At 45.8% G+C, this 20,758-nt stretch carries 20 protein-coding genes; 13 read left to right on the forward strand and 7 right to left on the reverse strand.

Annotated elements, in window-relative coordinates; translation table 11 throughout:
• Window positions 1-12: 12 nt before the first annotated feature.
• Window positions 13-1,833, reverse strand: coding sequence for an ABC transporter ATP-binding protein/permease (locus VIC_RS17680; protein WP_006961451.1), 1,821 nt, complete (start codon window positions 1,831-1,833; stop codon window positions 13-15).
• Window positions 1,834-2,199: 366 nt separating this feature from the next.
• Here VIC_RS17680 and VIC_RS17685 point away from each other — a divergent pair, with 366 nt between their 5' ends.
• The 8 genes from VIC_RS17685 (at window position 2,200) to mnhG (ending at window position 9,150) form a co-directional block, all read left to right on the forward strand.
• On the forward strand, window positions 2,200-3,135 hold the full coding sequence (locus VIC_RS17685; RefSeq protein ID WP_006961452.1) for a universal stress protein: 936 nt from the start codon (window positions 2,200-2,202) through the stop codon (window positions 3,133-3,135).
• Between the two features lie 82 nt (window positions 3,136-3,217).
• Window positions 3,218-3,409 carry a hypothetical protein gene (locus VIC_RS17690; protein ID WP_006961455.1) on the forward strand — a complete coding sequence of 64 codons (192 nt, stop codon included), beginning with the start codon at window positions 3,218-3,220 and terminating at the stop codon, window positions 3,407-3,409.
• 173 nt (window positions 3,410-3,582) lie between these two features.
• Window positions 3,583-6,189 (forward strand): hydrogen gas-evolving membrane-bound hydrogenase subunit E, encoded by a 2,607-nt coding sequence (gene mbhE, locus VIC_RS17695; protein WP_050778643.1) that lies wholly within the window; start codon window positions 3,583-3,585, stop codon window positions 6,187-6,189.
• The gene (locus VIC_RS17700) at window positions 6,189-6,542 is read left to right on the forward strand and encodes a Na+/H+ antiporter subunit C (protein WP_039952165.1); all 354 of its coding nucleotides are present in this window, start codon (window positions 6,189-6,191) and stop codon (window positions 6,540-6,542) included. Before mbhE ends, VIC_RS17700 begins: the two co-directional genes overlap by 1 nt.
• Complete coding sequence (locus VIC_RS17705; RefSeq protein WP_006961462.1) at window positions 6,539-8,092, forward strand: Na+/H+ antiporter subunit D; 1,554 nt, start codon at window positions 6,539-6,541, stop codon at window positions 8,090-8,092. The genes VIC_RS17700 and VIC_RS17705 overlap by 4 nt, the downstream gene beginning before the upstream one ends.
• Window positions 8,089-8,565, forward strand: coding sequence for a Na+/H+ antiporter subunit E (locus tag VIC_RS17710; protein WP_006961464.1), 477 nt, complete (start codon window positions 8,089-8,091; stop codon window positions 8,563-8,565). The genes VIC_RS17705 and VIC_RS17710 overlap by 4 nt, the downstream gene beginning before the upstream one ends.
• Before the next feature lie 10 nt (window positions 8,566-8,575).
• Entirely contained in the window at window positions 8,576-8,857 is a 282-nt protein-coding gene (locus VIC_RS17715) for a cation:proton antiporter (protein ID WP_039952260.1), read from the forward strand.
• On the forward strand, window positions 8,854-9,150 hold the full coding sequence (mnhG, locus tag VIC_RS17720) for a monovalent cation/H(+) antiporter subunit G (protein WP_006961469.1): 297 nt from the start codon (window positions 8,854-8,856) through the stop codon (window positions 9,148-9,150). Before VIC_RS17715 ends, mnhG begins: the two co-directional genes overlap by 4 nt.
• A 9-nt stretch (window positions 9,151-9,159) precedes the next feature.
• On the opposite strand, the gene VIC_RS17725 is transcribed toward mnhG, so the two are convergent.
• The 4 genes from VIC_RS17725 to VIC_RS17740 form a co-directional block, all read right to left on the reverse strand.
• A complete protein-coding gene (locus VIC_RS17725; RefSeq protein WP_006961470.1) occupies window positions 9,160-11,154 on the reverse strand; it encodes a cache domain-containing protein in 1,995 nt (664 codons plus the stop codon).
• Window positions 11,155-11,300: 146 nt separating this feature from the next.
• Window positions 11,301-11,591, reverse strand: coding sequence for a hypothetical protein (locus VIC_RS17730; protein WP_006961471.1), 291 nt, complete (start codon window positions 11,589-11,591; stop codon window positions 11,301-11,303).
• 77 nt (window positions 11,592-11,668) lie between these two features.
• Entirely contained in the window at window positions 11,669-12,709 is a 1,041-nt protein-coding gene (locus VIC_RS17735; RefSeq protein ID WP_006961472.1) for a hypothetical protein, read from the reverse strand.
• 52 nt (window positions 12,710-12,761) lie between these two features.
• A complete protein-coding gene (locus VIC_RS17740; protein WP_039952167.1) occupies window positions 12,762-13,811 on the reverse strand; it encodes a hypothetical protein in 1,050 nt (349 codons plus the stop codon).
• A 406-nt stretch (window positions 13,812-14,217) separates the two neighbouring features.
• Between VIC_RS17740 and VIC_RS17745 the strand changes: the two genes are divergently transcribed.
• The 4 genes from VIC_RS17745 (at window position 14,218) to VIC_RS17760 (ending at window position 18,934) form a co-directional block, all read left to right on the forward strand.
• Window positions 14,218-15,039 carry a helix-turn-helix transcriptional regulator gene (locus VIC_RS17745; protein WP_006961474.1) on the forward strand — a complete coding sequence of 274 codons (822 nt, stop codon included), beginning with the start codon at window positions 14,218-14,220 and terminating at the stop codon, window positions 15,037-15,039.
• A 71-nt stretch (window positions 15,040-15,110) separates the two neighbouring features.
• Window positions 15,111-15,704 carry a GNAT family N-acetyltransferase gene (locus VIC_RS17750; protein WP_006961475.1) on the forward strand — a complete coding sequence of 198 codons (594 nt, stop codon included), beginning with the start codon at window positions 15,111-15,113 and terminating at the stop codon, window positions 15,702-15,704.
• 331 nt (window positions 15,705-16,035) lie between these two features.
• Window positions 16,036-17,784: an ABC-F family ATP-binding cassette domain-containing protein gene (locus VIC_RS17755; RefSeq protein ID WP_006961476.1), complete on the forward strand. Its 1,749-nt coding sequence runs from the start codon at window positions 16,036-16,038 to the stop codon at window positions 17,782-17,784.
• 142 nt (window positions 17,785-17,926) lie between these two features.
• Window positions 17,927-18,934 (forward strand): Gfo/Idh/MocA family protein, encoded by a 1,008-nt coding sequence (locus tag VIC_RS17760; protein ID WP_006961477.1) that lies wholly within the window; start codon window positions 17,927-17,929, stop codon window positions 18,932-18,934.
• A gap of 100 nt (window positions 18,935-19,034) precedes the next feature.
• On the opposite strand, the gene VIC_RS26760 is transcribed toward VIC_RS17760, so the two are convergent.
• Together VIC_RS26760 and VIC_RS17765 are read right to left on the reverse strand one after the other, a co-directional pair.
• Window positions 19,035-19,187 (reverse strand): hypothetical protein, encoded by a 153-nt coding sequence (locus VIC_RS26760; protein ID WP_154351820.1) that lies wholly within the window; start codon window positions 19,185-19,187, stop codon window positions 19,035-19,037.
• Window positions 19,177-19,770 (reverse strand): cysteine dioxygenase, encoded by a 594-nt coding sequence (locus VIC_RS17765; RefSeq protein WP_006961479.1) that lies wholly within the window; start codon window positions 19,768-19,770, stop codon window positions 19,177-19,179. The genes VIC_RS26760 and VIC_RS17765 overlap by 11 nt, the downstream gene beginning before the upstream one ends.
• 268 nt (window positions 19,771-20,038) lie before the next feature.
• Between VIC_RS17765 and VIC_RS17770 the strand changes: the two genes are divergently transcribed.
• Complete coding sequence (locus VIC_RS17770) at window positions 20,039-20,752, forward strand: SDR family NAD(P)-dependent oxidoreductase (protein ID WP_006961480.1); 714 nt, start codon at window positions 20,039-20,041, stop codon at window positions 20,750-20,752.
• Window positions 20,753-20,758 lie beyond the last annotated feature (6 nt).

The following is a 20,758-nucleotide window of genomic DNA, read 5'->3' on the forward strand; positions in this document are numbered from 1 at the left end:
TATGGCTAAGCGTTATCGGTCCATATGCTTAAACTGCAATTCAACCAAACGCTGGTAGAGCTCACAGCTTTGCAGTAGCTCATTATGGTTACCCACATCCACAAGCTTGCCGTGGTCTAACACGGCAATCTGATCGGCATGCTGAATTGTCGACAAGCGATGAGCAATGATGATGGTGGTTCGGTTGCGCATCAGCTCTTCCAACGCCTGTTGAACATGATGTTCACTTTCGCTGTCCAGTGCGCTGGTCGCTTCGTCTAACAACAAAATATTCGGGTCTTTGAGAATGGCCCGTGCAATTGCAATACGCTGGCGCTGGCCGCCAGACAAGCGCACTCCACGCTCACCAAGGAAGCTATCGTAACCTTCTGGTAATTTCATAATGAAATCATGAGCGTGTGCTTTTTTCGCCGCTTCAATCACCTGCTCATCGGTCGCATCTGGGTTGCCATAACGGATGTTGTGAAGGACATTATTACTGAACAATGCAGGTTGTTGAGGCACGAGAGCCATTTGCTGGCGCAGTTCATTAGGATCCATTTGGCGAACATCAACGCCACCCAAAGTCACTTGCCCTGATTGCGGATCATAGAAACGCTGAAGAAGTTCGAACAACGTGGTTTTCCCTGCCCCAGAAGGCCCAACCAATGCCAGTACTTTTCCTTCTTCAGCCTTGAGAGCTAAGTTCTCAATCGCGGCATGTTCAGGTCTCGAAGGGTAATGGAAAGTGACATCATCAAATATTACTTCGCTGGCGAGTTGTTGGGTCGATACCACCTTATCACTAGGAGCAACAATGTGGCTCTCAACCTGCAGAATCTCAATAAGCCTTTCGGTTGCCCCTGCCGCTCGTTGCAGTTCTCCCAACACCTCAGAAATGGTTGCTAATGAAGAGGCTACCATAATGGCGTAGAAAACAAACGCACCAAGATCACCACCAGACATAGTGCCATTGATGACATCACTACCGCCTACCCAGAGCATACCTGAGATCGCGCTGAAGACGATGACAATCACACCCGAAATCAATATCGCGCGCTGCTTTACTCTTTGTCGGCCAATCTCGAACGCTCGCTCGACTTCCGTAGCAAATGACGCTCTTTCCTGGGCTTCATGGCTGTAGCTCTGGACGGTTTTGATATGTTCAATCGCTTCACCTGCATAGCTACCTACATCAGCCATTGAGTCCTGACTTTGACGAGATAAGGCTCGCACCCGTCGGCCATAAAACAAAATAGGTACAAGGATAAAGGGGACCGATGCTAAAACAATGAGCGTCAGTTTGATGTTAGTGGCGAACAGCATGATCACTGCGCCAACGCACATCAACGCGCTACGCATCGCCATTGAAAACGACGACCCAATGATGCTTTGCAACAATGTCGTATCTGTTGTGATTCGCGACATAATGTCGCCGCTGCCATTGGTTTCAAAGTAACTAGGGTGAAGGGTAATCACATGGTTAAAGACCGCAAGCCTGATGTCAGCACTCACCCTTTCCCCTACTGAAGAAACAAGGTAGAAGCGAAAGAAAGTGCCGATAGAAATCATCACCGTCAGTGCAAGAATGAGTTGAATGGCGCTACTGAGCTCTTGCGTCGACTGCTGAGCAAAACCTTCATCGATCAACAGGCGCACACCTTGGCCAACAGACAGTGTTAATGACGCAGTGAAGACCAATGCCACCAACGCGGCGATGACCTTCCATTGATACGGTCTGATGAATTTAATCAGTTCTAGAAGAATACCGAGATTCTTACTTTTTCCTTGAGAAGATGAGCTGGTTTGTTGATTAAGAGTGGAACTCGTCTGATGCTGCTCAGCACTTTGCATAAATACGCCTTGGTTATTGGGCAGTTCAGGTCAAAAGCAAAGGCTTGCTTCCACCATACTATGCGAGAGAACTGTCTCTGAGATTACCACTGGCTCTCGATATCATTCAATACCTGTCACCTAGGTAACCAAGCTCAACGCCAGATCGCTACCTCTTCGAATAACCATCATTTCTTCGCGTATCACGTATTATTTTGTTACATCCGGTCTGAAAATCTATTCGTTTTTTGCATAAAAACCACTTGAATATGGATGCAACTACCTGACTGAGAACAAATATCATTTCCCTAATAAGCCGTTACAATTGTGTGCTGGCGAATACGTTTCTTGATTGGTTAAAATTTACCCAACACCAAGGAGGTATGTATGAAACGATTCGAGAACATACTTTTTGCTACACAGGGATTCCCCGGCCACAGCGACGCCTTAGGTCAAGCTCTTCGTATTGCCGCCAGCAATCATGTTCATGTCTCAGGCTTAGTTGCCTGCCCTGAGTTTCCAGATGACATGCAACAATACCAACAAACCTACCAGCAAGCTCTGCACAATTCGGTACAACAGAGCATTGAACAGCTTCGAGACCAACAAGACATTTCAGCTGAGCAGGTTCCATTTCCGCTCACCATCCGAAGCAGCGAGCAGCCCGCGGTTTGTGTTATTAAAGAAGCCATTGCAGCGCATCATGATTTGGTTATTAAGGAAGCAGAGCCTCTCAACGAAGGCGCTGAAGGTTTTAAAGCGATAGACATGACACTACTGCGTAAGTGTCCATGCCCGGTCTGGCTACAAAGGCCAAGTGAAAAGCCAAGAGGCGCAAGGCGGGTAGCTGTCGCAATTGATCCCATGACCGTAGATGCAGATCATCACGCCCTCTCTCTACGATTACTGGAACTCTCCCGTTCAATTGCAGATACATGTGATAGTCGACTCCATATCATTTCATGTTGGGAACATTACCTAGAGAGTTACCTCGACAATCATGTCTGGATCCAAGTAGATGAGGCACAACTTGCCAGCGACGTGCTAAGTGCGAGAAGAAACCATGAGCAGGCTCTTCAAGTTCTGATAGACGAAGCAGGAATATCGGGAGAAATGGTTATACACCACATTCACGGCAAGCCAGACGAGAAGATCCCTGAAAGCGTCGATGAACAGGAAATCGATGTGTTAGTCATGGGCACATTGGCAAGAACTGGTATTTCAGGTTTTGTCATCGGCAACACCGCGGAGAACATACTGCAATCCATCAATTGTTCTTTGGTAGCACTTAAGCCCGAAGGCTTCATTTCCCCTATAAGTTAGAACGCACCAGTACTGTTATTGATGAAAACAACCCATTTCGTGTTTTGAACATTAGCTTACTAAAGCTATTCAGGAGGAAGGTATGAAACCATTATGCCCACTTTGCCATACGGAAATGCTTGAACGCTCAAACATCCACATCTGTCCAAGAAATGACATCGGTGATTGCTCATATGATGCACTTGGTATGGAAGAGGATGAGCCAGCGATTATCTTCAATCAAGAAACAGCCATGAGTGAATTGCGCTCGTACTCGGTATCCGAATGTAAGTAATTCTTAGCGAGGAGTACAACGTAATTGGGCCGCCCGCAACTCGTTTCGGCGGCCCTGAGGTAAAGCAGATTAAACGTTCTTAATCTCCATCATCAACTCAATGGGTGGTGCTATTGAATAAGCTAATTAACGGTAATCACACTCATAGTTTGACAAGCCAATCTCTCGTTTGGTTGCTGTTCCCCTTACTGCCGATAGCCATTTTTTCTGCGCTCATCAGCCTCTATCAATCGGGAGGAGTCAACTGGCAAACGAACTGGGTTCCTGGACTGGGTATAAACTTCAGTTTCAAGTTGGACGGATTATCGTTCTTATTCGCTTGCTTGATTAGCGGTATCGGTGCACTTATTCAGATATACGCACTAGCTTACCTCAAGGACAACCCCTCTCGGTTTTCATTCCATGTCTATCTAACGCTATTTATGCTCGCAATGCTAGGTGTGGTTACGAGCGATAACGTTCTTCTTCTCTTTGTTTTCTGGGAGTTGACGACCATTACCTCTTACCTCCTGATTGGCTTTAATCATGAGAAAGAAAAATCACGCAAGAACGCACTGCAATCTCTGATCGTCACTGGCGCGGGGGGCCTTGCCCTATTAGCTGGCTTGATCCTACTTGGCGAAATGGCAGGCAGTTACGAGATAAGCGAGATTGTGAGAAACAGTGCAGCGATCGCACAACATGAGTGGTTTATTGCTTCACTGTTACTGATTTTGCTCGGCGCATTTACTAAATCAGCACAATTCCCGTTTCATTTCTGGTTACCCAATGCCATGGCAGCCCCAACACCAGTGAGCGCCTATCTACATTCGGCCACCATGGTTAAAGCCGGTGTTTACCTGCTTGCCCGTGTTTCGCCCGTTTACTCACACAGTGATATTTGGTTTTATACGCTGGGCATAGTTGGTGGATTCACTGCCATTTGGTGTGCGCTACTTGCACTCAAGCAAACCGACCTAAAGCTGATGCTAGCGTATAGCACTAACGTTGCACTGGGAAAATTAGTCCTTCTGATTGGCATGGGGACCGAGTTTGCGATCACAACGGCGCTGCTGTTCATATTGGCACATTCGTTCTACAAAGCAGCCCTGTTTATGGTCGTGGGTAACATAGATAAAGCGACCGGAACTCGCGACATTCGACGACTTCACAGCTTGAAAGCTGTGTTGGTACTGAGTTTCAGTGCTGCCGTTATCGCGGCACTATCAAAGTCAGGCGTCCCTCCTTTGCTCGGTTTTTTGAGCAAAGAGTATATGTACAAGTCGGGGCTAGAAGTAAATATTCTCATCACCACCGTATTTCTTATTGTTAACATCACTATGGTGGCGCTTGTGCTTGCTTTACTCGTAAAACCCTTTTTCAGCAACCATGAAGAAAACCCTATTCCAGCGAAGACCGTAGAAGTAAGCAAAGGGTTATGGATACCAGCAATGCTACTTGCCATAGGAAGTGTGCTCGTGCCGACGCTGGGTTTAGATTGGATCAACAACAAGATTGTCATACCTGGTATTTTGTCGAGTTTGCCAAATTCAACACCAGAAGCGGCCAAACTGTGGCAGGGGGTTAACCTACCTCTGGTATTGAGTGCTTTCACCTTATTGCTGGGTTATGCCTTATATCGTGTATACCCAAGGTTATTGGAAAGTTGGCACCACAAAATACCCCCATTGCTCAAAGCAGAGTCTGTGTTCGATAAGATCATGTCGAGTATGATGCACTTCGCGAAATGGCAAACGCAGTTACTGCAGCAAAAACGGTTGAGTCACTACGTGCTAATGTTCTTTTTTGTATTGGCTGGTGTGTTGTTAAGTAGTCCGCTGTCGATACCACAAGAACGCTTCGCCGCTTTGGGTAACATCAGTTTTTATGAGAGCAGCATAGCTTTGCTGCTCATCTCAGCAGCCTTGGTATGTACGTTTACCACGTCTCGCTTATTGGCCGTTTCAGCACTAGGCGTGGTGGGCTTTATGACAACGTTGGTTTTCATGCTTTATAGCGCACCAGATGTTGCCAAGACCTTGCTGCTGGTGGAAACCTTGATGGTCGTATTTGTAGTGCTCTTGATACGTCATATTCCAGGCTTACTCACAGTCCCCCAGCATCCAATCCGCCGTAAGCTACTGCACGGTGCTATTGCGATTGTTATTGGTGTATCAGTAACAGCACTACTCATCCACATTACATCACAACCTCTAGATTCGACACTCGCAAGCTTCTTTGCGCAGAACAGCGTACTAGGTGGACATGGTCGCAACATAGTAAACGTGATTCTAGTGGATTTTCGTGCCTTTGATACGTTAGGGGAAGTGATCGTCGTCGTCATGGCTGGCATTGCTGCCGTGAGCTTAGTAAAAACGCATTATCACAAACGCAACCGAATCCACTCTCTCATCTTTGCAACGACAGCACACATCGTAGCGGCGTTGATGTTGGTGTTCTCCCTTTATCTCTTATTACGTGGTCACAATGAACCCGGCGGAGGTTTTATCGGTGCACTGATTGCGGTAATCGGTTTTGCACTCTTGATGTTTGCAGAATCTCCACAGTACGTGCGAGACCGCTTGTATTACTCACCATTTAGGATTGCTCTGTTTGGTATCTTTATTAGCTTTATTGCGGGCTTGATGAGCCTTGCTTTCAATTTACCCTTCTTAACCGGTTTATGGTGGAAAGACATTTTGCCACTCGGCACACCGTTAATATTCGATGTGGGCATTTATCTCGCCATCTTTGGTGGCGTCATGGGTATGTTGCTGCGCATTAATGAGGAGCTAGAGTAATGGAAATACTATGGAGTCTCGTTGTGGGTGTGTTCGTTGCCGCCAGCATTTACCTCATGCTGGAGCGACACATACTGCGCTTGCTATTCGGTTTGATCTTATTAAGCAGCGCTATAAACATCGCAATTTTCACCGCAGGACGATTAACACCAGGATTGCCTCCGCTGATAGATGCGCATTCCGTACTGCCACCAGAAGGAGCTGCAAACCCTCTCCCTCAAGCCTTAATCCTGACTGCAATTGTGATCGGCTTCGGGCTGCTGGTTTTTGCATTGATGCTATTTTACCGCGCCTATTCAGAGGCAGGGTCGGCGGATATCGATGCTATGAGACGCTCAGAGGAGGATGAATGACCACGATTTGGCTGACATTACCCGTAGTAGTATCACTCCTCACTGCTGTCGCTATATTTTGCGCAAAGCGCAGAAACGATCTGGTCGATGTGATAAGTAGCACGAGCGCAGTCTCTGTTCCAGTGATTGCCGCCTTGCTGACACATGACGTGATTCAAAGTGGGCCGCAAGCAGTAGCTTTTGGTCAATGGGCGGCTCCATTTGGCATCGTCTTTGTTGCAGATTATCTAGCTGCGGCCATGGTGATGGTAACGTCCATCATTGGTGTTATCAGTGTGTTTTATACAAAGGCCGATCTTCAAGATAAGCGCTCATACGGCACTTTCCATGCGCTCATACACGTATTGCTTGCAGGCGTGTACGGTGCGTTTCTTACAGGAGATATTTTTAATCTCTATGTCTGGTTCGAGGTGATGTTGATTGCATCATTTGGTTTAATGGTGTTGGACGGTTCAAAGAAACAAGTGGATGGAGCCGTCAAATACGTGATGCTCAACTTGATTTCAACGTTAGTCTTTTTACTGGCGATCGGCTTGCTTTATGGCGCAACAGGTACTCTGAATCTCGCCGATTTACACGCCAAAACTGGGCTAATACCACCAGATACAAAAACCTTACTCGCGGCACTATTTTTATTTGCTTTTGCTATAAAAGCGGCTCTGTTCCCTGTTTTTGCTTGGCTTCCAGCCTCTTATCATACCTTGCCGAGTGCTGTTGTCGCCCTGTTCGCTGCCTTACTAACCAAGGTTGGGGTGTACGCTCTAATCCGTACATTCACTTTAGTTTTCCCATTATCAGAAAGTGGTTGGCAACCCACGTTGATGTGGGTTGCAGGGCTTACTATGCTGACTGGCGTGTTAGGCGCAGCGAGTCAGCAAAATATCAAAAAGATCCTATCATTCCATATCATTAGCCAAATTGGTTACATGATCATGGGGTTAGCCGTCTACACCCCGATTGCAATCGCGGGTGCGGTTTTCTATATCATCCACCACATATTAGTTAAAGCAAACTTATTCCTAATTGGTGGGTTCATAGAGCGTAAATATGGCTCTAGCAACCTTAGGCAATTAGGTGGCGTATATAAAGCGATGCCATGGCTCGCCTTTCTGTTTCTTATATCTGCGTTTTCTTTGGCGGGCTTTCCACCTCTGTCTGGGTTCTGGGGGAAGTTTCTTGTTATCAAAGCCAGCTTGCAAACCGAGCATTATTGGCTGGCTGGGTCAGCGCTTTTAGTTGGTCTTTTAACGGTATTTTCTATGACCAAAATCTGGAACGAAGTATTTTGGAAAGCCGCGCCACAAGGTGTAGAAGAGAAACCAATAGCTCAGCCCACAAAATGGCTCTACTGCGCACCCATCGCAATATTAACAGCGCTGAGTCTGACCATCGGTTTAGCCGCTGAACCACTGTATCAGTTTGCTGTTGAAGCAGCAGAACAGCTACTTGATCCGCAAGACTACATTCACGCCGTCCTTGGGGAAAGCCGAGTCGAACATGATTCTGGACTAATACGTTTTGTCGAGAGTACGACGGGAGGAAACCAATGATTTACCTTTTTTTGAATCTCTTCCTCGCTCTGGCATGGATGTTACTCAATGGCGACTACACTAGTTTTAACTTTATTGTAGGGTTTGCTGTCGGCTTCGTTGCATTGAGACTAAGCCAACCTTTCGGTTTGAAAACCAGTTACTTCCGGCGTTTTCGGGCCTTGGTTGGTTTACTTCTCTACTTCTGTTACGAGATGGTGATATCCGTCGCCAGGGTCTGTTGGGATGTCATCACTCCGACGCATCTAAGTGATCCAGATATTGTTCATGTACCGCTGGATGTTTCCACCGATTTAGAGATATCCCTACTGGCGAATATGGTCTCACTTACACCGGGTAGTTTGAGCCTAGATATCACCGCAGATAAAAAGCATATGGTGGTGCATGCGATGTTCGCTCCTGAACATGAAAAGGTGATCAGGGAAATTAAAGATGGTTTGGAGAAGCGAATTTTGGAGGTGACTCGTGGCTGAATGGTTACAAATAAGTGACTGGCTACAAACCAGCACGACGATAGCTTACACAGGGTTACTACTCAGCGTCGTCATGGCGTTCATCCGTTTGATTCTTGGGCCAACACTGGCAGACAGAGTTATCGCACTTGATTTGATTGCATTTATCACAGTGGGATTCATTGCCGTTTATACGTTGGATAGTGGACAACAGTCATTGTTGGATGTCGCAATTACACTCGGTCTGGTTGCGTTTCTGGGAACTATCGCGTTTGCAAGACTGATTTTCAAAAGAAAAGGAGAGGCATCATGAACATTATCGTGGGTGTACTGCTTTGCCTCGGTACCCTGTTTATTCTCATTGCGAGCCTGGGTATTTTGCGAATGCCAGACCTTTATATGAGAATGCACGCAGCTACAAAGGCGGGAACAGTCGGGTTGGCCTCGCTTCTACTGGCTGTGGCAATAGCGATTCCGGATATCACCGTCATTTCCAGAGTAATCGGGACCATGTTGTTTATCTTTATTACCGCTCCCGTCGCTGCACATTTGCTTGGTAAGGCAACGAAAGAAAGCGGTTATCAAATCTGGCGCAGGATGAAATAGGCGGATAATCTAGGGCAAGCGTTTTGGCAATCGGATCGTAAAACTCACACCTTGGTTAGAGGTAAATTCCAGCGTTCCTTTGAGCTTCTGAGTCACCAGATTAAACACCAAATTCAAGCCAATGCCCGTCCCACCGCGTGCTCTTCGGCTGGTATAGAAAGGCTCAAATATCTTTTTGTGTAGCTCTGGTTCCACACCGCAACCATTATCGTCAAACTGAAACACCACCATGTCGCCTTCAAGCCGCACATCTATGTCAATCCGAGGATTAGGCTGCTGTTCAAACGCATGGTGGATACTATTGAGAATCAGATGAGAAAATACTTGTGTCAACGCACCAGATAAACTGTGCATCGTAAGACCTGGTTCAACAATTAGTTCCGGCTCTACCCCAGCTTTATGAGTCTCTGGATGTAGGCTTGCGAGAAGCGCTTGAAGCACTTCAGTAACCTCGAAATCCGTGCAATCTTCAGAAACCTGATTCACTGCCGTTTGCTTAAAGCTCTGCACCAGTTTAGAAGCCCGATTCAAGTTATCCATAAGTAATTCGATGGCCTGTGCCTGCTGCGTCACATAATTATCAAACTGTTCGCTGGTCAGAGACTGAGCTTCGAACGCAGCCTTGAGCTTGGTATTTGATTCGTGGATTAGCGACGATGACGTGATCGCGATACCTAATGGTGTATTGACCTCATGAGCAATCCCCGCGACTAATCCACCCAACGCCGACAGCTTTTCTGATTCGATTAACTGCTCTTGCGTTCTCTTCAATTGGTCCATGCTTTGCTCTAAAGCCAGAGTTCGTTCTGTGACTTTCTCTTCTAGTGTCTCATTGAGATTTTCTAGCTTACTCTGAGCATTGACCCTCTCTTGAATCTCCTGATAAAGCTCTTGGTTTGATTTTTCCAGCTCCGAGAGAAAGTGATTAAAGTAATTTGCCAACTGAGCTAACTCATCATTCGAGCCCGAATTATCTTCCACTCGCACGCTATAGTTACCATCAGAGGCCTTACCTATCCACTGCATGACATTTTTCAACGGCAATACGATAGAGCGACTGAGAAGTAAGTTAGACGGTACGATGAGCAAAATGGAGACTAACAGCACAATGGCATGAATAACCTTAAGGTCGAACAGCGGTTGGTTAAGTTCTTGAACATAAGTAGAGGAAACGATGTACCATTTGTACTCGGGCAAATATCGAAAAACTGCGATTTTCTCACGATGTTCCGGCTCTTGTGGGTTCTTCCACGTATATTTAATTGTACCGTTTTTTTCTTTAAGCATTTGTTGAACGAACAACTGACCTCTTGAGTCACGCACGTTATAGAAGTTGCCATCGTAATAAGGGTGAACAATGGCGTCTCCTTGATCGTTGAGCACGTAAGAATACCCAGTTTCATCAAAGTGAAGCTTGGATATTGATTCACTGAAATCCTCGATGTCCACCAAACTGGCAAACTCTTCACGATAAGAAGATGAAGTGATGATCCAATCCCACGGCTCAAAATACACCATGTACAGCGCCTTTGGTCGCTCAACGAGCTCATCAGGGTTTTTCCACTGATATTCAAGATAACCTTGTCTGGCCGCTACTTGCTTCTGAATAAATTCGTACTTCATCAAGCTCACGTCAAGCAATGGCTGCTTTGGATGGACTCGGATGATCCCTTCGGAGTCGACAACATAAGGATACCCTGTAACACCGATTTGTTGATTTAGTAGGAAATTAGCGGCGCGTTGCTTCGCTTCTTGCTCAGACAGATTGCCTGACTGATATTGACGATACTGCTGCTCTACATATTGCAGATTGAACTCTGAGATACCTCGCAAGTAATTCCTGATCGTAATATCGACCGTAGTCGCAATATTATTGGTGATAGACTCAGTTGCCGTTGTGAGCTCTTTCTCTACGCCTTTTTCTACAAGATCTCGCATCAAGACGTAATTCGAGAGATTGGCGATGTTAAGGACGAGCAAAAACAGTAGCAGATAACCGAACATGAGTCGGTTTCTAATAGAAAGTTTACGAAAAAAGGTCTGAAGCAGCTGCATAACCATCCGCTATTGGCATATCGGTTAATAAAGCATAGACCTGATTCTACCGAGCTGTGTACACAAGTCAGTGGTAAAGCGCCAAAGAATCTAGGTTAACGATGTTCACCAGCGAAGATGCCAAAAGTCAGAACATTGAGCGTATCGGTCACACTTTCCAGTGAACTTAGAATTTGCCGAGTCGGCTCATTATCGAGGAGAGCTTGTCCATCAATACCCTTGCCTTTTGACTCAGGTTTGTCTGCGGTCGTTACTTCTTTGATATCCGTTGTTTCTTCAACGATATGTTCTTCTGTCACTTTATCTGAAGAGATATCCTCAGTACTTGCACAGGCTGTAGCCGTACAACAGAAACTACACAAAAGAAAGAACTTAGTACGAAACATAGCGGCTCAACAGAAATAAAACATCGTTCAATTGTATTGCAACAAATGCTTTCTATCCAGTGTATTAACCAAATACCTCACAGCAGTTGCTGCAGAAAAGCCAGTTGCTGCTTTTCCTGCTCTGTCATTTGGTACTCTTCATCCGTCAGCGTACCGGAATCAAATCGACCAACTGGATAACTCTCGGCATCGCTCTGTCCATAACCTGCTTTTTCTCCAGGGTGACCTGACATACGTTCAATCACCACATCACGTAGCTCTAGATCGATCTCGCCCTCTGGCAAGACTCGTTTAAACGCTTTTAACTCCACTGTTTGCTCACCCTCTGACAATCGTTGCTTCTCAACTAAAGACGCAATGGCTTTACCGCCTTGCTGATAGAGGTTCGCGCGGAGTCTGAATATGCCTTCTTTATCGATTTGTAACGTGACCGGAATCTTCATATCAGGCCCCTGAGCATATCCTTCTGATACTGACACCACGCTCGCTACTGAATGATATAAACGCACATCGGCACTAACAATATCTTTTCCTCGTTCAAAGTCGACACGTGCTATTAGTCTCAGTTCTTCTGGCCAATCGTTACCCGGCGTGATTTGCCACTGCATTTCATCCGAAGGCAATGTCGTTAGGACTTGCTGCGTGGCAACAGAAACGACATCCAATGAAGCGCCAAGAACGGTCTGCTGCGTTTTGAGCTCAACCGCAATCTGTTCGGGGTAAAAATGCCGAAACTTTTTAATGCTCAACGAAGCCGTAGACTTGCCGTCCAATATCGGAGTCTCTACCACTTCAAATGCATTCCAGTTCAAGTAGGGACTGCTCTCATTAACTATCGGTTGAGAGTATGATGGGTATTGAAGAATTTGTTGATGTTTGATGGCCACTTGCTTTAACTTCAATGCCACTGCCTTCGTCTCGATAGAGTTTGCTCTCTCTGTCGAGGCCTGCTTTGAAACAACCAAGCGATTGTCCGCTTCAGGAAGGGGAACTGCATCATGACCCACTTTGCCCCTAGGCTTGGCGTATTCGGATGTCTCAACGGGGTTTGGCCAAAAAATGAAGCCTGCTGCTGTCAACGCAGTGATGAAGCTGAATACCCATAACTTAGTCTTCATAAGGTTCTCCAGAAAATCAGGGCTGAGTCGTCTCACTCAGCCCTGCATACGATCAGTTTAGGCCAACCGCAATTTCGGACATGGTGTCTTTATTAGACCCTTGTACGTACAGATATTTGGTTCCCCACCAGCCGTTTTCCTTGTAAGTTGTTACCCCGACAGATTGGCCATTGGCTAGCGTCACATCCGTCACACTGGAGGTAACTTCTCCTTTGTGTTTCGGACCCACTACATCACTGTGGCTGTAGTCGTCTCCCATGATCAAGGGATAGTGCTCAGGCATCAAGTTAGAAACGCCTTTGCTTTGAGAAGCTATCTTACCGTTCATCGCTAAACTTGTTGAACAGCTGTCGTAACTTCCTGACTCTGCTGCGCCACAAGCGGAATGCGCCGCCACAACACCGTCATCATTGCCGGGAAGAAAAACCGACGTCGTTTTGAAATAGTCAGTCCCGTTCCCAATAAACCGAATTCGTGGGATGCGGTGCTCTGACAGACGTGCTATCTGGCGCGCATTGGAAACTTTTAGATCATTGAGTACACCTGAGTTTTCCTGATTAGGCATTTCCCCCAACCACAGTGAAATAGCGTAGCGCATCGCACTGTTTGCCCAGCCTCCCCCTTCGATGATGTTGACCACAATATCCCCAAGCTCAGAGCCACCACCAGCACCAGCAAAATCGTAAGTAGCGACAACATTGAGAGGCTCTAATCCAGCGTTAGTCAGCCAGTTTTCCTGATTATCTAGCAGGTATCGTGCAACAAGATCGCCAGCGGAGTGCGTCACAAAAATACACCCTGACTGGCAGGTCCCGTTGCGGGAAAGCTCCTGGAGTTTAGGCCAAGCGTATTCGCTGGAGATTTTGCCTTCAACACGTTCATAAGCAGGCCAGTCAATCCGAGCGTCAGCGTATTGGAGCCAGTACTCTTTCCAGTAATCTTCACCTTCCAGCTCAACCTGAGCGGCATCAGGTTTGGACTGTAATTGATCCGATTGAAAGCCGTGAATCAGCACGACCTTGTAGTTTCCTATGGCAGCATGTGTAAAACTAGAAAACGCAATTGCCACTGCAATGGAGGCAATCTTTGTCATTATTTTCATGATGTTATTAACCTTTTCGTCCTGAAATTAGCGTTATTTGCTTTGTCATCAGCGAGCAAAATTCCAAACATCGAAACCACTTTTGCTCGTTAAATAGGATTAGTCTTCGGCTCTCTTTTATTCAACTCATCCGATGAGAGCCTTTGCACTAGGTTAAAAAAACAACACATAAATGTTAACAATTTGAGATCTAAGACAGATTTACAATAACTATTGATATGAATTTTATTGCTTATCGTTTAGGTGTCACTAAAACGACATGTTTTACTGATATGAGGATCAACCCACGAAATGCTTAACTATCCGGAATGATTGACTTTTTATACTACACTGATAAGTAAGAGCACTTTGCTAGGTTACCGTGTTATCACGTAGACTGTTTAGTAAACCCTAAATTAAATATGCCATGATTACTTGGAAACAACCGCTGCAAGATTTCGAATGGTTAATACATCAAGTCTGGTATCTGGAGCTAGAGGCTGACGATGTCATCACGCAACAACCAAGGCTCATTCCCAATCCAAGGGCTCATTTGCTCTTTACGCCGGATGAACAAAAGTACAGTTACGACAGCGGCATAACTAAATTTGAAGGTAAAGGGAGTCACCTGCTTTCGGTGAGCGATCAGTTACTGTTATTAGACGACTCTGCTCCACTAAAACGTATCGGTGTCACTTTCAGGCCCGAGGGGCTGTACCTACTCAATTCTTCTGTCGGTCATCATCTTAACCAATGCAGCTGGCCTACTTGGTTGGATACGTTTTTCGGGCCCGCACTCCACAACCAGCTATGGCAATCGAATGACAAATCACACCTGCTTGATGTGTTTCATCACCATTTCCATCAGCTCAACCTAAACCGCAAAAAAGACCGCGCTTTCTCTATTACACACCAAGCGACCAAAATAGTAGAAAATCGCCTATCCGACTGGAGTATCGAGCAGATTGCCGACCAATGTGCATGTTCTAGAAGAACCTTAGAAAGGCACTTCAAACAAGTTACAGGGCTCAGCGTTAAGCAATATCTCATGATAATGAAACTGGAAGAAATTGTGTTGTCTATCTATGAGCAAGATGCCGATCCCGACTGGGCTGAATTTGCACAAGCATTTGGTTTTAGTGATCAGTCCCATTTAATCCGCCAACTCAAAGATCAGCTCAATCGGACACCAGCTAAGTACCTCAAAGACCGAGACCTCACCATCGACATCTACGGGGACTTCGAATAACACTTGTCGCAAATATCCAATTTTCGGCGCAGATGTTGATCTACCATGCTGAGCAAATTGAGAGGTACACAATGACATACAAAAAACTAAAACGTGGTGAATCAATCTCCTTTGGCGACTCACTAAACATCAAACTGATTCAACGCGAAGATTTAAACGACATCATCCCAATGCTTAACGACCAAGAGGTCAACGCCTACTTGTTCTTTGCTCCCGCAGAGGAAAGTATGTTTCACGCGTTTTTTACCCCAATCATTGAAAACACTGAACACGCAATAAACAAAGGTAATTGGCCAGACAGCCCAACATTTGTCATTCGGGACAAACAAGGCCACTACATGGGTATGTGCGGATTATCTAAGGTGATGTTTCTCGAAGGTAACTACGAAGTCGGGTATCAACTTCCCGTCCACGCATGGGGCAAAGGGATCGCTACTCGTGCCTGTCGCTTGCTCACCGATATTGCATTTAACGAGTTAGGTAGCCACAAAGTCAGTGCTGACTGCTATGGCGCTAACACAGGTTCATACAAAACTATGGAGAAATGCGGTTTTACCTTTGAAGGTCGCCAAATTGACTACTACAAGGTTGAATCTGGATTCGACGATAAAGTGTATTACGGTATAACGGCTAAGCAGTACTTCCAAAAATCACCAAACCAATAGTTTTTACTCTGATGGGCCATAAAATATTGCCAGACAGGCTATGTTTTCGAGAGATTACACTAGACCACACAGGAAAAGCTCTCCTACAATCTCGACATTGGGCCCATCAAACTAATATAAGGAGGAACCCCATGACTAAGTGTGAATTACATTTCGCGCGCTTCTTCAGCAATCACGCAAGCTCAAGTTTTACTGGTATCGTGCTGCGATAACCTTTGCTTGAGCGAAGATTAATACATACAGACTAGAGTCTCTTCTCTCTGGCTTACCGGGTTATCGTCAGCAATGTTTGACGAAAGGCATCTTCATGCCTGTAATTCTTGAGTAAGTTATGAGCACTTTACTATCTGCACAATCTATTTCTTATCAAACGACTTCAGCTCCTTTGCTTGAAGACATCTCATTCACCCTAAAAAAAGGCGACCGAATCGGCTTAGTCGGTCACAACGGTTGCGGTAAAAGTACCCTTCTAAATCTACTCCATGGTGGAATTCAAGCAAATTCCGGAACTATTACAACAGCCAGTCATTGCCAGTTAGAATGCGTGGAGCAGCATCTTCCACAATCTCTGATGCACCGGTCGATGATTGATGCGGTACTTGATCGTTTACCTGACAATGAGCGAATCAGCCAGCGCTGGCGTGCTGAACTCATCCTTTCCGATATGGGATTCGATTCATCACATTGGGCATTAATTACTTCTAGCTTAAGTGGAGGCCAACATACCCGTTTGCTGTTAGCCAGAGCATTGATCGTGGAACCTGACCTACTCTTGCTGGATGAACCTAGTAACCACCTCGATCTGACGACATTGCTGTGGTTAGAGCAATTCTTGCTAGGTTGGAACGGCAGCTTTGTGCTTGTATCACACGACCGGAGATTGCTGGACAACACCACCAATTGCACCTGGATACTGCGTGACAATAGCCTGCACTTCTTTCAACTGCCCTGCTCCGAAGCTTTGGAAATGCTTGAAGCACGTGATGAAGCTGACATGAAGCGTCATCAAGCGGAGCAAAAAGAAATTGACCGTATTGAGAAGAGCGCGAAACGCCTCGCTGTTTGGGGGCATGTTTACGACAATGAAGACTTGTCGCGAAAAGCCAAGAACATGGAAAAGCGAGTCGAGAAGCTCAAAGACGATCAGACGACACTCACGTCTGGGGCACCCTGGAAGTTGGAGTTAAAAGGCGAACGCTTAAAAGCGGACCGCTTACTGCAAATATCCGATCTGGATGTCTCTCCATCGTCCGAAGGTCCATGCTTATTCAATATCGTGGCTAACCAATTGAAAAGTGGCGATCGGGTGGCCATTGTTGGCAAAAATGGAGGGGGTAAATCAACCTTGCTGAAAACGCTATGGCAAAGCTACCAGCAGGAAGACGCGGTGAAACAAGGTATTGTTTTTCATCCTAGAGCGAACGTTGGCTTTTACGATCAGAGCCTTAAGCAACTGGACGATAACAAAACCTTATTGGACGCTCTGGCGAGCTTCACTTCTGCACCAGAAGAAAAGCGTAAGATGGCGCTGATCAGCGCTGGATTCCCGTACCTTAGACACAATCAGAATGTTCATCAACTGAGTGGTGGCGAACGCTCACGCTTGTTGCTTATCGGGTTAACTCTGGCGAACTACCACCTTCTCCTGCTCGATGAGCCAACCAATCACTTGGATCTCAAAGGCAAAGAAGAACTGGCAGAAACGCTAACTAATTTTGCAGGCGGACTATTACTCGTCACGCATGACAGAGAGTTAATTGAAGCAAGCTGCAATCGTTTTTGGTATATCAAGGGAAATTCTCTGGAGGAGTGGTTAGACCCGCAACAGCTGTATCAAGCAATGAGCTCCGAGTCATCCCTTACCTCAAATGAAACAGTAACCAAGGAAGCGAGAGTAGCGTCTCATTTACCTCTAACGGACGGGCTTACTGATGAAGAGCAATTGATTGAAAAACTCTATGACCTCGAAACGAAACTCGAGGAAGATGTATCGAGAAAAGCCAAACATCAAAAACCAAAGCTTCAGGCTTTGTGGCGCGATGAAATAGCTATCATTAACCAAAAACTCGGTATTGAGTGATACACCGTTTGGTGAGCTACAACCTAATGCAAGGCCGCCGACTCCGGCGGCTTTCTCATTCAGTTCAACCACTTCTATTTGACGAAAACCCGTGCTCATCGCTAGTATCAGCCTCACAAATACTAGAATGATAAAAATTAATATGACAGAACAAAAAGTACGTTGGGGCATTGCCGGGCTGGGTAAAATTGCACATCGATTTGCCGCCGATCTCACTCAGCATGTCGACAACGCTTGTCTATATGCCGTCGCAGCCAGAGATGAACAACGCGCTGATGCTTTTGCCCAGCAATATCAGGCTGAGCACGCTTATTCTTCTTATCTAGCCATGGCAGAAGACCCAAATGTTGATGCCGTATACATTGCGACTATCCATCCGTTTCACAAAAGCATGGTTGAACTGTTCTTGAACCACGGCAAGCATGTTCTGGTTGAAAAGCCAGCTTTCACTAATACCCAAGACTGGGACGACATGAAGGCACTGGCAGATAAACAAGGCCTAGTGCTCATGGAAGCAATGAAGTCAGTGACTTTCCCAGCTTACCGAGCGCTACGGGATTTCATTCAAAAAAACAGTATTGAGATAGAATCAATCGAAGCGGCGTTCGGCAACTGGCATGAATTTGATGTTCAACAGCAGATTTTCAACCCTAATTTATGCGGCGGTGCGACTTTAGATGTCGGCGTTTATGCGCTCTGGCTATACGCGGATCTTTGCCAGCTCAAACAGAGTGAGATCCAACCGCCATCGGTGTCCTATCAGAAGCACAACAATGAATCCAAGGTCGATGAAACTGTAGAGTTTACGTTTACTCACGGTATCAAGGGGAAGATTGGCGCTTCAATCAGCCAACGCCTAAAACGTGTCGCGACAATACGTGGGCCCGAGGTCGAAATTGTTATCCAAGATAAGTGGTGGAATCCAACCATCATTGATGTAACTTACAAAGGTGAACATACCCAGATCTCACACTTACCTGCAGGCGGTGGATTTGAGTTTGAAGCTTCTCATTTATCCCAGCTGATCATTGATGGTAAATCGAGCTCGGACTTCGTTCCTCATGAAACCAGTCGCCAGGTGATTGCTCTCATGGAACGAAGCCTGAAAGACAATGGATTCTCGCACTTGCTTCACGCCTCTCATCATTAAACATCACCGTAGCGCCGATCTTTTGCTTGGCGCTTTTTATTCATAAAGGCCGAGCGAAACTCGGGTTGCAATCGGATCCTCATGAACTAGAGGAAGGGGACTACATTTCGTACCCTGGAGACTTACCGCATATGTTTGAAGCGCTGGAAGAAGATACACGGGCAATGTTGATTTCAGAATATCGGTAGAAATGAAAAGGCGAGCAACATTGCTCGCCTTTCGCATTAGCCATCAGTTCGATATCAAATTTCATAGAACCAAGAATCTTGCTGCAAATCTAGGAGTTCTGGCTCGCCACCCTCAAGCTGATACAAATGGAACTGTTGTAACGGCGGAGAGTAGACATGCAGCGTAACCAGAGGCTCATCATCAGCCTGCAAATTGGATATCTGGTGAATATCGTTGTCTTTGCTGACAGTCACGCTACCTTGCTGGTAATGGGAGGATTGAGACGCGTAAATATGACCGTTCGCTGCCGTTTCAAATAAGGTCTCTGTCGCTTCACCATGCAGCACACGCACGCCACAGGCGGTATTTAAGTGGTCATGAATTTTGCTTCTCTGACCATTTAGCCAACTCAAGATGAGCACTTCACAGTGGTCATTTTTAAATAGTCGCTTTCGACAGTAACTGTCTTCATCAAAGCTGGCTAATGCCTTTATTTCGGTGTCATTCAAAGCCACGTTTTCAAGTATGAATCTTATCGTTGCAAGCGACAGTGGTTTGTTAGACAACTTAATTTGCTCCATAAGCTCCTGAAAATTAAGTCGGTAGTCACTATCAAGTAACGCAGCCAGTGCTGGAGCTTGCTGCTGAGTTATCGCTGAATGTCGCAAATTGTCCTCCTCACACATCCTGTTATGTTTTGGCAAGCACGCCTAATTGCCTTTAGATGTTGCATGAGTAGACAATTAGCTGCATAAAAAGTGTCACATAGAAATGTCATTCGTAGAAGGTCATCACGATTTTACAAGTAATTAACAATTGGACGAGTTACTTTATAAAATCGAAAAAATTAAGAATCTGCTACGACCTCTGAGACATCGCTTACGCCGCACTGAGAATCGCTGTACAGTATGCACAAACAAAAACAGGACATCGTCAATGACAAAAACGACTTTAATCACCGGTGCCAGTCGAGGGATTGGTAAAGCACTATCGCACTACTTTGCTAAACAAGGTTACAACTTGGTATTGATTGCAAAGCAAGAAGCAACTCTTAAACATGTGTTTGATGAGTTAAGTGAAGAGTTTCCTCATCTCAGCATCGAAACCCACAGTCTAGATTTCGCGCAGCCTGAAGTTACTGCGAATTCTTTTAAGGTGATTCTAGATCAGCTTGAATCCATTGATGTCCTGGTAAACAGTGCTGGCGTCCTAAAAGCAGGTCATATTGATCTGACGTTCCAAAAGTTGTCTGAGTTAATGAATGTCAACCTACTTTCTACCATTGCAGTGTGTAATGCCGTGGCAGAAAAAATGAAACAACAAGGAATCGGGGAAATCTATAATCTAGGGTCGACCGCAGGGCTATCTCCTGTACCAAAGATTGCGGCTTACTCAGCCACTAAAGCAGCAATGGTAAGCTATAGCCAGTCCCTTTATCAGGAACTACTGCCGCACAATGTTCAAGTGTGTTGCTTGTGTCCAAGCGTTGTAGATACAGATATGACCAATGATGGACGAATCAAAAACGAACTAAAAATCGAACCTGAAGATTTAGCAAAAGCGATAGATTTTGCCCGCAGCCTGTCAACAGGTGCAGCGATGTCGATCTTACCTATTCGTTGTAAAGTCATCGACTTAGAAAATAGCTGATTCGCG

Origin of the sequence: Vibrio coralliilyticus ATCC BAA-450 (assembly GCF_000176135.1) — a bacterium.
Lineage (GTDB): Bacteria > Pseudomonadota > Gammaproteobacteria > Enterobacterales > Vibrionaceae > Vibrio > Vibrio coralliilyticus.

Excerpts from the sequence above, each read along its gene's own strand:
- VIC_RS17680 (WP_006961451.1), bottom strand. The coding sequence starts at position 1,833 with ATGCAAAGTGCTGAGCAGCATCAGACGAGTTCCACTCTTAATCAACAA.
- VIC_RS17760 (WP_006961477.1), top strand. The coding sequence starts at position 17,927 with ATGACAGAACAAAAAGTACGTTGGGGCATTGCCGGGCTGGGTAAAATT.
- VIC_RS17735 (WP_006961472.1), bottom strand. The coding sequence starts at position 12,709 with ATGAAGACTAAGTTATGGGTATTCAGCTTCATCACTGCGTTGACAGCA.
- VIC_RS17750 (WP_006961475.1), top strand. The coding sequence starts at position 15,111 with ATGACATACAAAAAACTAAAACGTGGTGAATCAATCTCCTTTGGCGAC.
- mnhG (WP_006961469.1), top strand. The coding sequence starts at position 8,854 with ATGAACATTATCGTGGGTGTACTGCTTTGCCTCGGTACCCTGTTTATT.
- VIC_RS17740 (WP_039952167.1), bottom strand. The coding sequence starts at position 13,811 with ATGAAAATAATGACAAAGATTGCCTCCATTGCAGTGGCAATTGCGTTT.
- VIC_RS17745 (WP_006961474.1), top strand. The coding sequence starts at position 14,218 with ATGATTACTTGGAAACAACCGCTGCAAGATTTCGAATGGTTAATACAT.
- VIC_RS17705 (WP_006961462.1), top strand. The coding sequence starts at position 6,539 with ATGACCACGATTTGGCTGACATTACCCGTAGTAGTATCACTCCTCACT.
- VIC_RS17700 (WP_039952165.1), top strand. The coding sequence starts at position 6,189 with ATGGAAATACTATGGAGTCTCGTTGTGGGTGTGTTCGTTGCCGCCAGC.
- VIC_RS17685 (WP_006961452.1), top strand. The coding sequence starts at position 2,200 with ATGAAACGATTCGAGAACATACTTTTTGCTACACAGGGATTCCCCGGC.
- VIC_RS17730 (WP_006961471.1), bottom strand. The coding sequence starts at position 11,591 with ATGTTTCGTACTAAGTTCTTTCTTTTGTGTAGTTTCTGTTGTACGGCT.
- VIC_RS17690 (WP_006961455.1), top strand. The coding sequence starts at position 3,218 with ATGAAACCATTATGCCCACTTTGCCATACGGAAATGCTTGAACGCTCA.
- VIC_RS26760 (WP_154351820.1), bottom strand. The coding sequence starts at position 19,187 with ATGAAATTTGATATCGAACTGATGGCTAATGCGAAAGGCGAGCAATGT.
- VIC_RS17770 (WP_006961480.1), top strand. The coding sequence starts at position 20,039 with ATGACAAAAACGACTTTAATCACCGGTGCCAGTCGAGGGATTGGTAAA.
- VIC_RS17755 (WP_006961476.1), top strand. The coding sequence starts at position 16,036 with ATGAGCACTTTACTATCTGCACAATCTATTTCTTATCAAACGACTTCA.
- VIC_RS17725 (WP_006961470.1), bottom strand. The coding sequence starts at position 11,154 with ATGTTCGGTTATCTGCTACTGTTTTTGCTCGTCCTTAACATCGCCAAT.
- VIC_RS17710 (WP_006961464.1), top strand. The coding sequence starts at position 8,089 with ATGATTTACCTTTTTTTGAATCTCTTCCTCGCTCTGGCATGGATGTTA.